This is a genomic window from Pontibacter pamirensis, from assembly GCF_010015475.1.
Taxonomy (GTDB): Bacteria; Bacteroidota; Bacteroidia; order Cytophagales; family Hymenobacteraceae; genus Pontibacter; species Pontibacter pamirensis.
On sequence record NZ_SSNI01000012.1, the window covers coordinates 126,792 to 142,754 of the forward strand.

The 15,963-nt window shown below is 47.4% G+C and carries 15 protein-coding genes; 5 read left to right on the forward strand and 10 right to left on the reverse strand.

Going from position 1 to position 15,963, the window contains the following annotated elements; translation table 11 throughout:
- The first annotated feature begins 119 nt into the window (after positions 1 to 119).
- Positions 120 to 1,712 (forward strand): Rne/Rng family ribonuclease, encoded by a 1,593-nt coding sequence (locus E1919_RS12050; RefSeq protein ID WP_162053654.1) that lies wholly within the window; start codon positions 120 to 122, stop codon positions 1,710 to 1,712.
- 73 nt (positions 1,713 to 1,785) lie between these two features.
- Here the strand turns inward: E1919_RS12050 and E1919_RS12055 are convergent, their stop codons facing one another.
- A complete protein-coding gene (locus E1919_RS12055) occupies positions 1,786 to 2,445 on the reverse strand; it encodes a porin family protein (RefSeq protein ID WP_162053655.1) in 660 nt (219 codons plus the stop codon).
- A gap of 74 nt (positions 2,446 to 2,519) precedes the next feature.
- On the opposite strand from E1919_RS12055, the gene gldB reads away from it, so the two are divergent.
- Both gldB and E1919_RS12065 read left to right on the forward strand, forming a co-directional pair.
- A complete protein-coding gene (gene gldB / locus E1919_RS12060) occupies positions 2,520 to 3,524 on the forward strand; it encodes a gliding motility lipoprotein GldB (RefSeq protein ID WP_162053656.1) in 1,005 nt (334 codons plus the stop codon).
- Positions 3,525 to 3,653: 129 nt separating this feature from the next.
- The gene (locus E1919_RS12065) at positions 3,654 to 4,850 is read left to right on the forward strand and encodes a glycosyltransferase family 4 protein (RefSeq protein ID WP_162053657.1); all 1,197 of its coding nucleotides are present in this window, start codon (positions 3,654 to 3,656) and stop codon (positions 4,848 to 4,850) included.
- A 76-nt stretch (positions 4,851 to 4,926) separates the two neighbouring features.
- Here the strand turns inward: E1919_RS12065 and E1919_RS12070 are convergent, their stop codons facing one another.
- The 8 genes from E1919_RS12070 to E1919_RS12105 form a co-directional block, all read right to left on the reverse strand.
- Positions 4,927 to 5,988 (reverse strand): oxidoreductase, encoded by a 1,062-nt coding sequence (locus E1919_RS12070; protein ID WP_162053658.1) that lies wholly within the window; start codon positions 5,986 to 5,988, stop codon positions 4,927 to 4,929.
- 100 nt (positions 5,989 to 6,088) lie between these two features.
- The gene (locus E1919_RS12075) at positions 6,089 to 6,982 is read right to left on the reverse strand and encodes a M28 family peptidase (RefSeq protein ID WP_162053659.1); all 894 of its coding nucleotides are present in this window, start codon (positions 6,980 to 6,982) and stop codon (positions 6,089 to 6,091) included.
- 113 nt (positions 6,983 to 7,095) lie between these two features.
- The gene (gene nth, locus E1919_RS12080; protein ID WP_162053660.1) at positions 7,096 to 7,776 is read right to left on the reverse strand and encodes an endonuclease III; all 681 of its coding nucleotides are present in this window, start codon (positions 7,774 to 7,776) and stop codon (positions 7,096 to 7,098) included.
- Positions 7,777 to 7,795: 19 nt separating this feature from the next.
- On the reverse strand, positions 7,796 to 8,026 hold the full coding sequence (locus E1919_RS12085; RefSeq protein WP_162053661.1) for a ubiquitin family protein: 231 nt from the start codon (positions 8,024 to 8,026) through the stop codon (positions 7,796 to 7,798).
- Positions 8,001 to 8,603, reverse strand: a complete 603-nt coding sequence (locus E1919_RS12090) for an RNA polymerase sigma factor (RefSeq protein WP_115566584.1) — start codon at positions 8,601 to 8,603, stop codon at positions 8,001 to 8,003. Before E1919_RS12090 ends, E1919_RS12085 begins: the two co-directional genes overlap by 26 nt.
- A 288-nt stretch (positions 8,604 to 8,891) precedes the next feature.
- Positions 8,892 to 9,266 (reverse strand): group III truncated hemoglobin, encoded by a 375-nt coding sequence (locus E1919_RS12095; RefSeq protein ID WP_162053662.1) that lies wholly within the window; start codon positions 9,264 to 9,266, stop codon positions 8,892 to 8,894.
- A 262-nt stretch (positions 9,267 to 9,528) separates the two neighbouring features.
- The gene (locus tag E1919_RS12100; protein ID WP_162053663.1) at positions 9,529 to 9,870 is read right to left on the reverse strand and encodes a hypothetical protein; all 342 of its coding nucleotides are present in this window, start codon (positions 9,868 to 9,870) and stop codon (positions 9,529 to 9,531) included.
- Between the two features lie 346 nt (positions 9,871 to 10,216).
- The gene (locus E1919_RS12105) at positions 10,217 to 10,678 is read right to left on the reverse strand and encodes a hypothetical protein (RefSeq protein WP_162053664.1); all 462 of its coding nucleotides are present in this window, start codon (positions 10,676 to 10,678) and stop codon (positions 10,217 to 10,219) included.
- A gap of 337 nt (positions 10,679 to 11,015) precedes the next feature.
- On the opposite strand from E1919_RS12105, the gene E1919_RS12110 reads away from it, so the two are divergent.
- Entirely contained in the window at positions 11,016 to 12,290 is a 1,275-nt protein-coding gene (locus E1919_RS12110) for an MFS transporter (RefSeq protein WP_162053665.1), read from the forward strand.
- 87 nt (positions 12,291 to 12,377) lie between these two features.
- On the opposite strand, the gene E1919_RS12115 is transcribed toward E1919_RS12110, so the two are convergent.
- Positions 12,378 to 12,509 carry a 30S ribosomal protein THX gene (locus tag E1919_RS12115; RefSeq protein WP_162053666.1) on the reverse strand — a complete coding sequence of 44 codons (132 nt, stop codon included), beginning with the start codon at positions 12,507 to 12,509 and terminating at the stop codon, positions 12,378 to 12,380.
- 369 nt (positions 12,510 to 12,878) lie between these two features.
- On the opposite strand from E1919_RS12115, the gene uvrA reads away from it, so the two are divergent.
- Positions 12,879 to 15,683 (forward strand): excinuclease ABC subunit UvrA, encoded by a 2,805-nt coding sequence (uvrA, locus tag E1919_RS12120; RefSeq protein WP_162053667.1) that lies wholly within the window; start codon positions 12,879 to 12,881, stop codon positions 15,681 to 15,683.
- Positions 15,684 to 15,963: the final 280 nt, after the last annotated feature.

The window sequence follows — 15,963 nt, forward strand, 5'->3', positions numbered from 1 at the left end:
AAGCGCTTAAGAAAGAACAGACATAAGAAGAAGTAATTTCTTCTAGTGTTTTAAGGCCCACTTTGCTTTGCAAATGTGGGCTTTGGTCTTATACATCCTAAATAACCATTTGAGAAAAATTGAGTAACGAACTGATTATCAATTCTACTCAAGATGGGGAACGCATTGCGCTTTTACAGGACAAACGCCTGGTAGAGTATCACTTCGAGTCGAAAGACACAGATTATACGGTAGGTGATATTTTTCTGGGTACTGTAAAAAAAGTAATGCCTGGCCTAAACGCTGCTTTTATTGATATTGGCTACCAGAAGGATGCATTCCTGCATTACCATGATCTGGGAGCGAATGTGAGAACACTGAACAAATATGTTAAAGCAGCGCAAACACAGAAGAACGCATCACCAAAGCTCAACCAGGCAAAGTTTGAGCCCGAGATAGACAAACTCGGAAAAATGGCTGATGTCCTTAAAAAAGGGCAGCAGTTGTTGGTGCAAATCGTAAAAGAGCCAATTTCTACCAAAGGCCCGCGCCTTTCCTGCGAGATATCGCTGGCTGGACGATACCTGGTCCTCGTGCCGTTTTCGAATACGGTAAGTGTGTCCAAGAAAATCGTGAGCAAGGAAGAGCGCACGCGCCTGAAGCGACTGATCACCTCCATTAAGCCAGAGAATTTTGGCGTAATTATCAGGACAGTGGCAGAAGGACGTGATGTGGCAGAGCTCGACAGAGACCTGCGCAACATGGTCGCGAACTGGGAGGAAGGCTTTAAAACGCTTCGGATAGCAAAACCAAATGATAAAATTATTGGTGAGCTGAACCGTTCTTCATCCATCTTGAGGGATTTATTAAACGAGAGCTTTGACAACATAGTAGTAGACGATACGGCGCTCTATGACGACATCAAAGCATACATCAGTAGCATTGCCCCGGATAAGTTAAACATCCTGAAGCATTATACTGGTAAAACCAAGACCTTTGAACACTTTAACATTGAGAAACAGCTAAAGTCTGCTTTCGGTAAAACAGTGACCATACCAGGCGGCGGATACCTGGTGATAGAGCACACCGAAGCACTGCACGTAGTAGATGTTAACAGTGGGAACAAATCCAATACCGAAACCGATCAGGAGGCGACTGCGCTGAACGTGAACATGACGGCAGCCAAAGAAGTGGCCCGCCAGATGCGCCTCCGGGATATAGGTGGTATCATTGTAGTGGACTTCATTGATATGAAGTCTCCGGAAAACCGCCAGAAAGTGTATGAGGTGGTGAAGGAGGAAATGAAAAAAGATCGATCCAGATCGACTGTACTCCCCATCTCAAAATTTGGCCTGATGCAAATTACAAGACAGCGTGTAAGGCCTGAACAAAACATTGTAACCGGGGAAGTTTGCCCTACCTGCAACGGCACCGGTAAAATAACGGCCAGTATACTGGTGACAGATGAAATTGAGGCAGCGGTAGACGACCTGCTGACCAGCCACAACCACAAAAGCCTGACGCTTTACCTGCATCCTTTCCTGTATACCTACTATACAAAAGGATTGATGTCACGGCAGATGAAGTGGTTCTTTAAATACTTTAAGTGGGTAACGCTTGTAAAAGACACTTCGCTGGGCATCATGGATTTTAAAGTGATGGACGACCGGGGGGAAGAGATTGAACTGCGCGCTGCATTAGCAGAAGTGAGTGTAGTAGCAGATGAAGTATAATATTGTAGTAAAAGAAAAGCCGCTCCGATAGTTAATCGGAGCGGCTTTTCTTTATTGATGTATGGTATAGCTGCTAAAACTTCACCCCAAAATCGATGGAAACACCATTGTTTTTCAAAGATATGTTCTTGTCACCAAGCCGATCTTCATAAAAATTGTCAATGTCAGTAAGGCCACGGTGGTAAGTAAGGCCACCAAAGAGTTTCGTGCTCTGGCCAAGTTGAAACTCAACACCACCTCCTAACAAAACATCAGCCTCAAAAATATTAAAGCGTTTGATAATCTTTTCGCCATTAATTACTTTTTTGCCATCTACCTGCGCAGCTACTTTTGTATTAAGGGATCCTCCTACCTGGAAGTAGGCAATAGTACCTGGCGCTATTTCGTTAGTAAATAGCTTTAAAGAAATTGGTAATTCAATGTACTGTATTGTTAAATCGTCTTTTTCCGTGAAAGGGTTCCCATTAGTATCTGTGTCAGTAAAAGTAATCTCCGCACCTTTGCCACGGTAAATCAAACCAGTGCTAAAAGCATAGTTCTGTGCAAAAAAGTAGTCCGCTACTACTCCTACACCAAGGCGCAGGTTGCTACTTTCCTTTTCAAAATTGTACCTGTCTTCTGCAATAAAGCGGTTGCCAGCTATAGTTGGCGATACCATCAGTCCAATCTCAATCTGCGCCATCGCCGAAAATCCAGCGACTAAAAACAGCATGAGGAGTGTAAGTTTTTTCATAAGTGTGGTTAAATTATTCTATGTGTTACTCTAATACGAAGGAACCCCCTATTTTTGTACAAAGATACGCAACAATGTATTACAGATTTCTATTATTAGCAACACTTCTAGTCGCTTTCGGATGCAAAAACGAAGGCTGTGAATTACCTGATGGAATAGCCAATGTACCCGTAACGGTGCAAATTGAACGGCTGGAGAAACCATTTTTTGACGCGAATTCCCCGCAGGATGTGGCAGCTTTCTTAAAGGCTAATCCGCTTTTCGCTGAAAAGTACCTACAGGCAGGCAATCAGCCCCCGGATTCCCCACTGCTCACTTCTTTGTACGATATGGCCACGAACCCGGCCCTCGACTCCCTGGCCCAACAGGCTTCCCAGCGCTTCGGGGATATGGAGGAGGAACAGCAGCAATTGGAGAACGCGTTTAAAGTGGTGAAATTTCACTACCCAGAGTTTTATGTGCCGGAGGTAAAGACGTTTGTAACAGGGCTTGGTACGATGGGTAACGACTTGTTTGTGTCAGACAGCCTGCTGGTTTTCGGATTGGACTATTTTATCGGTAAATCTGCTAGCTACCGCCCGCAGGTGTATGATTATATTCTGAGCCGCTATGAGCGGGAGAAAATGGTGCCGGCGGCGATGCTCCTGCTTTCGGACCGCTACAATAGAACAAATGTTTCTGAAAGAACACTCCTCGCTGAAATGCTGAACATAGGAAAGGCATATTATTTTGTAGAAACGGTATTGCCCTGTACGGCTGACTCAGCCATCATCAGCTATACGAGTCAGCAGATAGCAGATGTGAACCGCAACGAAGGCCGCATCTGGGCGCACTTTATTGAAAAGAGCCTGCTATATGAAAAGGCACCTTTTGTAGTGAATAAGTACGTCGGGGAGCGCCCTAATACACCTGAAATAGATCCAACTGCCCCGGGGCGTATCGGGGCATGGGTGGGCTGGCAAATTGTGCGAAAATACATGGAGCGAAACCCGGAAGTAACGCTGCCAGAATTAATGGCCGATACTGACTACCGCAAGATATTCAACCAATCGAAGTATAAGCCGGAGAGACGGCGATAAGCTTGATTCTTGATTGCTAAATAGCTTAATTGTTGAATTGTTAAATAGTTGGATTATGTAGGAAAAAGATTTTAGCTCAAGAATGCATCAGAACAACAATTTGACAATCAAGCAATACAACAATTTATAATGCACATTGCCGTACTAAACCAGCACCACAACACTCCTGATTGCCCCGCTACCGCCCGCCATTATACCTACCTAGAGTACCTGGCCCAAAAGCATCGGGTTAGCCTGGTGGCAAGTGATGCATGGCGGAGAACATGTATTGCAGATAATCATACCTGGGTGCCGGAAGGGGTAGAACTACACGAGAGCCATGTGCCCTACGAAAACAAAATGGGTATACGGCAGCGCCTGAAGTCCTTTGTAGGTTTTGCCGGCAGTGCGTTTAAAATGACGATGCAGTTGCAGAAGCCTGATGTCATCTGGGCTGTTTCTACGCCACTTACTACACCCTGGGTAGCAGCGCAGGTGGCAAGGTTACGCGGGGTGCCCTGGGTATTTGAGGTGCAGGACCTCTGGCCCAGCTTCCCGATTGCGATGGGCGCTGTAAAAAATAAATGGATGCAACGGAGGTTGTACAGGTTAGAGAAAAGCCTTTACCGCAGTGCCAGCCATATTATCACGCTCTCCCCGGACATGACAGAGTATGTGGTTGGGCGGGGCATTAGCCGCGAAAAGATTACCACCAACTACAACGGCACGAACCTGGAGATGGTGGAAGCTGTGCGGCCGGAGGAGGTGGAGGCATTGCGCCATAAGCATCAGCTACAGGATAAGCAGGTGGTGTTGTACGCCGGCACATATGGCCGGGCAAATGATATGCCCACCATGCTACAGGTTATAGAAAGCTTAGCCGGGGAGCAGCAAATTCGCTTTGTGTTTGTCGGTGCCGGGTACTATGAGCCGCAATTGCAGGAACTAGCGAAGCGGGTGCCCAACTTGTTGCTTTTACCACCACAGCCCCGCACTGAAATATTCAAACTATTTAAGCTGGCTGACCTTTCGGTCGTTTCCTTCAACGATCTGCCGATATTAGCTACCAACTCTCCGGCTAAGATGTACGATAGCCTTGCCAGTGCTACTCCGGTGCTGGTAACGAACCCCGGCTGGACAAAAACGTTTCTTGAAGAGCATAGCTGTGGCTGGTTTGCACCAGCGGAACAACCTTCGGCTATAGCGCAGAAGGTAAAGGAATTGCTGGCGCAGCCGCAGGAGTTACAAGCAGCAGGTGCACGTGGTGCAGCCATCGCCAGAAAGTTATTTGATCGGCAACAGCTGGTACGGCAGGTAGAAAAGGTGCTGGAGCAGGTAGCCCGGTGATTTTTTTTAACTGAACGCACCTGTTGTTACTAAAAAGAGAGCAGGCAAACCTATTGCAGCCTACCTGCTCTGGAATTTATGAAAATGTTACCGTTCTCTTTTCTTTGTGGCTCTGAATAGCTAGCTCTATCACTTTGATAGTGTCACGTGCCTGATCCGGCTTTACCTCAAGTTCTTCATCACCTAAAATAGCGCTATACACATTTTGATAGAAGGCGGTATAATCACCGGTTTCGCTTTCTACTTTGCCAATGATGTGCAGGCCTTCAAAATCTGTGTTCAGCTTTCCCCAGATTTTTTCCGGTTCTACACCCCAATGAGCGTTGCCCTTCGGAGACTGGCCTTCTTTTAAGGCGGCTTCCTGCACATCCAAACCATATTTCAGAAAGGAACCTCTATCTCCGTATATCTTATAGCGGGGGCCTTGCTCCCGAACCAGCATACCGGCTCTTAGAATTACCCGCAGGTTAGGGTAGTACAGCATCAGGTGAAAGTTGTCTACTATCTGGCTGTCTTCCCGCTGCGTCCGGAGATCTGCAGAAACTTCAGAAGGCAAGCCAAAGAGGCACAGCGCCTGGTCAATCAGGTGCGAACCAAGGTCATACAATAAACCTGATCCGGGAGCGTCTTCTTCCTTCCAGGTATTAGGTTTTAGAAAATTGCGGAATCTATCGAAATGTGCTTCGTACTCCACCACCTCTCCGAGCAGGTTCTCTGATATTATTTTCAGGATGGTTTTGAAGTCGCTGTCCCAGCGCCGGTTTTGGAATACGGTTAAAAGTTTGCCCTTGCTCTCAGCCAGCACAATCAGTTCGTCGGCTTCTGCGGAAGTAACAGTAAAAGGCTTTTCCACCACTACGTGCTTGCCCGCTTGCAAAGCTTCTTTTGCCAAGCTTAGATGCGAACTGTTGGGGGTGGCCAGCACCACCAGGTCAATGGCAGCATCTTCAAAAATGGCTTTTACATTATCTACAATCGTAGCCTCCGGGTACCTTTTGTTCGCAACAGCGATGTTTTCCGGGCGGGTTTCCCTGATTTTAGAGAGGCGGAGCCCCTGTACATTGGTGATGAAGGGGGCATGGAATACGCTGCCAGCCATGCCAAAGCCGATAAGGCCAACATTGATAAGTTTGCTCATAATACGAATAGGGTGTAACGAATAGGTTGTAGAAAAGATGCGGCTGTTAAGTTAAGCAGAAATTTTATATTAATGCAAAATGCAGCTTCTAAAAAAAATTCTATTTACTTTCTTCGTTCATGGAGATCAGTAGGCCTGTAACGCCGTTTACCACGTCTCCCATTCTTCCAAAGTCCAAAGTGTCGATGGTGTCTGTTGGCATATGATAATGCGGATTCCTCAGGAAGGACGTGTCATTGACCATCACAGCATTGAAGCCATGCTTTATATAACTCCGGTGGTCTGATAAATTTGCCAGGCCATTTGTTACCGGGAAAGCGACCGGGTATACGGGAATGGTACAATGCTCCTGCATCCGGGTGGCCAGGGTTTCAACTACCTCACTCTGCGAACTGTGGCCTGCTATCACAATAAAGTTACCGGTGTTGGGAAACATACTTTTCAGGGCAGGATCTGGAAAATTCTGAGAGTTGGGGGCATCGCTGAAATAGCCAATCATCTCGTATGCTATCATGTATTTAATTGGTACCTTTTCGTCCAGCATCCGGCGTGCATGCACTGCGCTTCCCATTTCATCTGTTCCGAAAAAGGGAGGCTCCTCCAGGCAATAGCCAACGAATTCCAGTGTATAGTTCAACTTTTCTTTCTGTTGGTATTCATGTATGAGCCTTGCCGTTTCCAGCATGCCGGCTACAGCACTTGCATTATCGTCTGCTCCGGGCTGGTCTCCGCATACGTCGTAATGTGCCCCAATAATGATTCTGTCTTCACGCAATCCTTTATAAAGTGCAGACACATTTCTATACTTTTCTCCGCTCCCGACGGTAAACTCCTGGTAATCTATTTTGTCGAAAGACAGCTTATAAAGCTCATCGTAGATATGGCGCGAGGCAGCTTCCAGAGACTGCTTGTTCCGGTAGTTTCGTGCTGGTTGTAGAGAGGTAAAAAATTCTACATCCTGGTAAAGTCGCTGTGTGTGCGATGTATACGCCATAAGATTGCAGTTAAGTTATGAAGTTTTTAGTAGAAGTATACCCTAAAAACAAGCAGCCTGTTAAGAGGCTTACTCCATAACAGGCTGTTTATCGTCTTTGATACACCACAGATTTATCCTCCCAGTTTATTCTCCGGGTCATCCGGGATATTAGGGAAATTTTTCTGAAAAAAGGCGCAGAAGTGGGTCAGGGGGCATTCCTCGCACTTAGGCCTGCGGGCCACGCAGATGTAGCGGCCATGCAGAATAAGCCAGTGATGCGCCTTGGAAACCAACTCCAGGGGCAGGTTCGCCACCAGTTGCTTCTCTACCTCCACAGGCATTTTTGAGGTTTTCGTTACCAGGCCCAGCCGCTTGCTTACCCGGAACACATGGGTATCCACGGCCATGGCAGGCTGGTTCCAGATAACGGAAACAATAACATTGGCTGTTTTACGGCCTACACCCGGCAGCTTCACCAGTTCCTCCACAGTGCTGGGCACTTCTGAGTTAAACTGCTCTACCAGCATCTTGCCCAGCCCTGCTAAGTGCTTGGCTTTGTTGTTAGGGTAAGAAATGCTCTTGATGTAAGGCAGTACCTCTTCAGGTGTGGCGGTGGCCAGATGATCCGGTGTAGGATAAGCCTCGAAAAGCGCAGGCGTTACCATGTTCACACGCTTGTCTGTGCACTGGGCACTCAGCACCACAGCCAGAATCAGCTCATAAGGGTTGTTATAGGCCAATTCTGTTTCCGGCTCCGGGAAATGCTGCGTGAAATATTCTATCAGGAGCTTGTAGCGTTCCTTCTTTTGCATAAAAAAAGTTTGCAATCAGTTAAGACTGCAAACTAAAGCTTTTTGAGTAACTTAATATGTTGTCAATGGCACGCTGATGAGGTGCTTTGGCTGCACCATCCAGCAACTGATGAATCATTAGCAAATCGGAGCAGCTCTCAGCCAGCTCAAAATCTTGCGTTAACGCTAACTCCAGTTGCTCGCAGGCATCGTCTGCCAACTCGTTATACACATACTGGATTAGCTCATTCTGAGTAGAGGTTTTTATCATACGCTATGTTGTTGTTTAGCATCTTCTTCCTCAGGTTGATAAGCGCATAGCGCATACGACCCAAGGCAGTATTGATGCTCACACCGGTAGCGTCTGCTATCTCCTGGAAGCTCATTTCTGCGTAATGCCGCATCATAAGCACCTCCCGTTGCGTTTGGGGCAACGTCTGGATAAGCTCGCGTAAACGGGCATGCGTGTCCTCTTTTATCTGGAGGGACTCCGCAGAATCCTCCGAAAAAGACATGTTGTTGAACACATTGCTGCCATCTTCCAGCGTGATCATCGGGCTCCTTTTCTCTTTACGGAAATGGTCGATTGCCAGGTTATGGGCAATGCGGCAAATCCAGGAAGAAAATTTACCTTCCTCGTTATAACGGCCGCTTTTCATTGTATGGATGGCTTTGATAAAAGCATCCTGAAGCAGATCTTCGGCTGTATAAGAGTCTTTTACTATTAAATAAATTGTTGTGTATACTTTGTTCTTGTGCCTGTTAACTAGTTGTTCAAACGCACTCTCCTTACCTGCGATGTAGAGTGAAATCAAAGCAGAATCACTCAGCTGGGTATTTGTATTCATCTTAAAGCTACATTAGGTTAACGTAAAGCTTTATATCATATTGTTGCGTTTACTAGTTAGAACAAATTTTTTTCAGAAGTGTAAATCAAATATAGAGAATGCGTTTTTCATGTGCAATAGCTGGTCCTGCTATTATGGAAAAAAAATCGAAAAATTATACAGTCGTCCATACCCTTGTCGTTGTGCCAGTATTTATGCCTACAATTACAAGGCGTACAAAAACAGCGCCAACTAGAGCAAACTCTTTTGCTAAATCTTAAGTTAAGACAACTTAATGAAATAAAACAGCTATGCTATTGCACTGAAAAGCCCCATCTTTATCTGGAAAACTCTTGCGATGCTGGTGGCTTTTTGTTTGGCCTCGGTCGCCTTATTACCTTCAAAAAGAGTATCTACAGTATGGGTAAAGAGGCTAATCCAGCGATTAAAGTGCTTTGCTTCTATAGGGAGGCGCAGGTGCTTTGGGAAAGGCTGCCCTCTATAAGCCATTTTCCCCAGCAGTACAGTGCTCCAGAAGTTATACATGACAGGCAGGTGAGTTTGCCAGTTTACCTGGGCAAAGCCGTTGAAAACAGGCGACAGAAGTTCGTCCTGGTTTACTTTATCGTAAAATGTGTCTACCAGCAGTATTATGTCTGCCTCGGTTTCTATGTCTTTCTTCATCTCAGATCCTCTACTTATTATGTGTCATGAGTTCAGGATTTTAAAGTGCGATTTTATACACATCTGTGCTTAAAAAAAATGACGTGCATCACCTTAGGCAAATCCAGTGCACAAGTTGTGTAAAAGCAAAAGGAGATTAGGCGAAAAAGAAGAGAGTTCCTGTACATCATGCGCCCGATGAAAGAAATAGCGGGACATAAAAAATCCTTCGAAAGAGCTGAGAAATCTTACCGAAGGATGGTTGAAAAAAATACCAAAAAAATTATTGTCTTCTGCTGTAACCTTTAATGCGGTTTAGAATCAGCAACAGGCGGCGGTTAATGTCACGCTCCTCTACAAGTGAGCATTGGGCTGAAATGTGTGTCGGCTTTTGAAGTTTAGCCTCTACGTTTTTCAGGTGCTCCAAGTAGCACTCCAAAGTAGAGCAGGAAATATTCTTGTAGACGTCTTCCTCTGGCTTATTCTCCTTTTTGTACTTCAGATTTATAGCCTTTGCGATTTCCGTATTGATAAGTTTTGTTACAGCTACGTCAGTTGTAATCTCCTGTTGAGACACCTTTCTTTCGATGTTCTCCAACAGGTTTCGAATATCAAGTATTTCCATGTATTCAATCGTTTATGTTAAAAATAATTACTGTGCCCGATAAAGGTACGCATAGTTAATATTTGTGTTCCCTTGGAAAAGTATTGTTTACAAAGAGATCATACAGAAGCCTTTTTGATAACTTTGAAATATAATATTGATTATATTTCCTTAATTTAAAGCGGGTAGAAGCCTCTGTGGTACCTTTTCCCGGGTTGACATTATCGGGGAATTTTTATACTTCTGTTTTAACCGTTATGTTACGTTAATTAGCTTTTTATTAGTCTGCCCTCTATTAATCTGCCTTCTTTTAACCCGATGCGGAAGGTAAAAGTGCCCGAACGGCAAAAAGGCGTGAGGCACTTTTCTAAGACACTATCCGGACGCGGCAGCCATACAGCCACTCCAATGCATCGTGCTCATTGGTAAAATAGTGCACCGTCAGAAAAAGGGAATACTTAACAGGTTCATTTTCTCCTCCTTGCTTAACAGGCTCATTTACTTTTGCTTTTTTCTGCAGCAGGCACTCACGCTGTAACGGCGACACCAGGTAAGCAATAAAATTACTGCCGCCTAAAAGCTTATTTGCCGCAGGCACAAAAGTGTGGGTAAACCAATGGCGCTCTTTTTTGCAATAGGTGTTGCGCAGGCGCAGGTCGTGCAGCCAGAAATGAGCATCCAGATGAGATGCAAACTGCAGTGCGGCCATATAGCCTTCTGATACCTGCACTAACTCCACAGGCATACGCCAACGGCAGAAGAGCACACATAAATCCTTCTGATAGTAAATGTGCAGGTAAGGCAGGTCTGATTTTTCAATAATAGTCATCGGCTAAAACGTTCATAGGCTGTTTTCTGGCATCATCTAACCTTGCGCAGTACCGCAGCAGTTCCTAAGTATTACTTAGAACCGACATAACGTTGAAAGAATCTTTTATAGAATATGTATAAACCGTAATCTTTCAGCTGTCTGAAGCTGAAGAAACAAAGGCTTTGAAACAGCCTAAACAAACAGGTACTATGGAACTTACGCCTAATTATGTTATACGTCATAAAAACAACTTGGTATACCTTATTTAGAAAATTAACCAGAAATTTTATGATTAATTCATTTACAGTTTTGTGGTGCCATTGCTGTAGTTTTGTCTTTTAAAATGAAAGGCAGCATGAAAGAAGAGGCACGAGGCAAGCATGATCCGTATGCTGTGCTCCGCCTATCGGAGTTTCGCTTATACATTGTAGCGCGTTTGTGTATTACACTGGCCATGCAGATCCAGGCGGTAATAGTGGGCTGGCAGATGTATGATATAGCCCAGGACCCGCTCTCGCTGGGGCTGATTGGGCTGGCGGAGGCTATTCCGTCTATTGTGGTGTCGCTATACGCGGGCTACATAGCAGATACAGTGTCGCGCAAAAAGATTATCATGGTGGTGGTAACGGCGCTGCTGTTTTGCTCTGCGGCACTGCTGTATTTTACGCTGGATATAAGCAACGTGCTGGCGCGGTACGGTACGCTACCCATATATCTTGTTATTTTTATCAGTGGCATTGCCCGGGGCTTTATGGGGCCGGCGGTATTCTCTTTTATGCCGCAGTTGGTAGCGAACAAGCAACTGTACGGCAATGCCATTACCTGGAGCAGCACTACCTGGCAGGCCGCATCTTTGGCGGGGCCGGCTGCCGGTGGCCTTATCTATGGCTTTGCCGGTGTCACGGCTGCATATACTACCGATGCAGCCCTGGTGCTGCTCTCCCTGGTGGCTTTTGCTTTTATTGGTGCCAAACCCTTACCGGAAAACATAAACCCGCAGAACCTGAAAGAGAGCCTGCGCTCCGGCATTAAATTCGTTTTCGGGAATCAGGTGATTCTGAGCGCCATTTCGCTGGATTTGTTTGCAGTGCTGTTTGGCGGGGCAGTGGCCCTGCTGCCTATCTTTGCGTCTGATATTCTGGAAACCGGGCCGCAGGGGCTTGGTTTCCTGCGGGCTGCTCCGGCTGTAGGCTCTGTGTTAATGGCGGTGTTGATGGCCTATTATCCTATCAAAGCGGATGCCGGTAAAAAGATGCTGTGGTCCGTGGCGGGTTTTGGTATGTGCATTATCCTGTTTGGCCTTTCTACCAGCTTCTGGTTTTCTCTTGTACTGTTGGCCTTGAGTGGCGCCTTCGACAGCATCAGCGTAATTATCCGCTCCACGCTCATCCATACCCTTACACCCGAGTACATGAAAGGCCGGGTATCGTCAGTGAATAATATTTTCGTGGGTTCGTCTAACGAGATTGGCGCTTTTGAGTCTGGTTTCACGGCGAAGCTGATGGGGGTGGTGCCTGCCGTGTTGTTTGGGGGCATCATGACGCTGGTAGTCGTGGGAGTGACGGGTTTGAAAGCAGACAAGCTGCGCACACTCGACCTCAGCCCGGAATCAGAGATGGAACCTGCCTGAGCAGATGAACTTTCATGAAATCAGAAAGCACCGCTCTCCTGCTTGAAAGGATAGCGGTGCTTTTTGTCTGTGGGTTTAAGCTGTTTTCTACTTTGCAGCAGCAGCGGTTTCTTTAGGTGCAGATTGGCCTGTAGATTTGTTTGCTTTACGAAGGCGTCTGTTGCCGTAAGTTCCTTTTGATATTTTCCCTTTTCTTGATTTTTTATCTCCTTTTCCCATAAAATAGATTTGTTTAGATAATAGTTGATAACTCTTTCATACGGATAGACCACCGCCCTAGGTTCAGTTTATTCTATGGAGCCGGCAAACCTGCCGGTGTTCTGCTGTTGGGCCTGTTAGGCAGAGAGCCTTCGTAATGGCAAGCAACAGCAGCGAAAGCATGAAGGCGACAATTCAAAATGAAGTGTGCTGCTGAAGCAGGTAACTAAAAGGCCGCGGCGATTGTTGAACACCACGGATCTACCTGCTGAGAGTGGTGTAACAAAGCCCTTCAAATTGAGTTTATCTATTCGTATCTTTGCAAATTAACTTAATAAGAGAAAATGGCTTCTAAAGGTTAGCTTAACCTTTTCTCCGGCCGCTTTTTATATGGCAAACATTCCTGACTATAACCTTGACGAGCTCGACGCCCGCCAGAACATTATCATCAAAGGGGCCCGAGTGCATAACCTCAAGAACCTGAGCGTTGCGCTGCCCCGCAATCAGTTTATCGTTATCACGGGCTTGTCCGGCTCCGGCAAGTCATCTCTCGCTTTTGATACCCTGTATGCCGAAGGGCAGCGCATGTATGTGGAGAGTTTGAGTTCTTACGCGCGCCAGTTCCTGGGCCGCATGGATAAACCGGATGTGGACTACATCAAGGGCATCAGCCCGGCCATTGCCATAGAGCAGAAGGTAAGCATCAAGAACAACCGCTCTACTGTGGGCACCAGCACCGAAATCTATGATTACCTGAAGCTGCTCTATGCCCGCATTGGCAAGACCTATTCGCCGGTGTCAGGGGAGGTGGTGCAGAAAGATTCTGTGGCCGATGTGGTGGACTTTATCTTTTCGCTGGAGGACGAGGCGCGTGTGATGATACTGGCGCCGCTGCACCAGCACACTGACCGTTCATTGGCAAAGGAGTTGGACCTGCTGCTGCAGAAAGGTTATTCCCGCATCTACGCCGATGGCCAGGTATACTTTATTGAGGAGTTGCTGGAGCAGAAGAAGCCGAACCTTGGCAAAGAAGTCTATATACTGGTAGACCGTGCGGTTATTTATAAGTCAGATGAAGATTTAGCTTTCCGGATTGGCGACTCCGTGCAAACTGCTTTCTTCGAAGGGCACGGGGAGTGCCGTGTTATTTTCGGCGAGGAGGAGCGCGTCTTCTCCGACCGCTTTGAACTGGACGGTGTCGTGTTTGAGGAGCCCTCGGTCAACTTCTTCAGCTTTAACAACCCCTTCGGTGCCTGCCAGACCTGCGAGGGCTTTGGCAGCGTGTTGGGCATAGACCCTGACCTGGTGATACCAGACAAAAGCCTGACGGTGTATGAAGGAGCCATCGCGCCCTGGCGTTCCGACAAGATGAATGAGTGGCTGCAGCCGCTGGTGAAAAACGGTATCCGCTTCGACTTCCCGATTCACCGGCCTTACAACGAGCTGACAGAGGCAGAGCAGGAGTTGCTGTGGACAGGCAATAAATTTTTTGAAGGACTAAACGACTTCTTTAAACACATACAGGGGCAGACGCACAAAATCCAGTACCGCGTCATGTTGTCACGCTACCGGGGCCGCACCACCTGCCCGGAGTGCCGCGGCTCGCGCCTGCGCAAAGACGCCTCCTACGTGAAAGTGAACGGCAAAAGCATCACCGACCTAGTGCTGATGCCACTGACGCAGGTGCTGCCCTTCTTCCGGAACATAGAGCTAACGCAGCACGAGCGGAATGTGGCCGAGCGCCTGGTGACAGAAGTTGCCAATCGCCTGAGTTACCTGGAGCGGGTGGGGCTGGGCTACCTTACCCTCAACCGCCTTTCCAATACCCTGTCGGGTGGCGAGAGCCAGCGTATTAACCTGGCTACTTCGCTGGGCAGCGCTTTGGTGGGGTCTATGTATATCCTCGACGAACCCAGCATCGGTCTGCACCCGAAAGACTCGGAGCAACTGATTGGAGTGCTGCGCACGCTGCAGCAACTGGGCAACACCGTAATTGTGGTGGAGCACGAAGAGGAGATGATGAAGGCTGCTGACCAACTCATCGACATCGGGCCTGAGGCTGGCTCCGGTGGCGGTAATTTGATGTTCCAGGGTACTTTCGAGGAAATGACCAGGAGCACTGACACCTACACCGCCAAATACCTTAGCGGCAGAATGGAGGTGCCGGTGCCGTCGCAGCGCCGCAAGTGGCGTAATGCCATTGAGGTGACGGGTGCCCGCGAGAACAACCTGAAAAACCTGAACGTGAAGTTCCCGCTGGGCGTGATGACGGTAGTGACAGGCGTGAGTGGTTCTGGTAAATCCACCTTAATTAAAAATATACTCTACCCGGCCATGCAGAAGCTGCACGGTTCCACCGCCGAGGCAACCGGTAAGTTCGACAAACTGGGCGGCGACTATGGCAAAATTGACCATGTGGAGTTCGTGGACCAAAACCCGATCGGCAAATCGTCGCGCTCTAACCCGGTTACTTATGTAAAGGCCTACGATGCCATTCGGACCTTGTATGCGGATCAGCCATTGGCGAAGTCCCGTGGGTTTAAGCCGTCACATTTCTCATTTAACATTGAGGGCGGACGCTGCGAGGTATGCCAGGGCGAAGGGCAGGTGAAAATAGAGATGCAGTTTATGGCCGACATCTACCTGACCTGCGAAAGCTGCCACGGTCACCGCTTCAAGCAGGATGTGCTTGACATCAAGTACAAAGAGACAAACATCTCCGAAGTGCTCAACATGACGTTGTCCGACAGCATTGATTTTTTCTCTGATCAAACGAAAATATCAGAGCGCCTGAAGCCGCTGGATGATGTAGGCCTAGGCTATATCCGCCTGGGGCAGTCGAGCAATACCTTATCGGGTGGCGAGGCGCAGCGCGTGAAGCTGGCGTCCTTCTTAACCAAAGGCGCCACTTCGCATCACGAGAACATCCTGTTCATCTTTGACGAGCCCAGCACCGGCCTGCATTTCCACGACATCAGCAAGCTGCTCACATCCATGAATGCACTCATCGAGAACGGCAACACCGTCGTTATCATCGAGCACAACATGGACATCATCAAATCCGCTGACTGGATCATAGACCTTGGTCCGGAGGGCGGCACAAACGGCGGCCACCTGCTATTTGAAGGCACCCCGGAAGACATGGTGAAGCTGGAGGACAATGATACAGCCCGTTTCCTGAAGGGGAAGGTGTAAAGAATTTCGAATATAGATTTGATGAAGCCGCAGGTACTTGTTGTATCTGCGGCTTTTGTTTTGAAATAGTAGTTCCGGGTCAAATCACCCCTGCCCCTCCTTGTCCAAGGAGGGGCAGGGGGTGGTTTGACACGTCTGCCTACAAACTTTAACTTTATCTATCCAAAGAAAACACCCTCTCCTGTTTTTAGGAGAGGGCGGGGGAGAGGTAATTTAGAAATTGTTAAATTGCCACATTGGTAGCTAAAATTCTGAAACGGAGTATATATAACTATAAAAG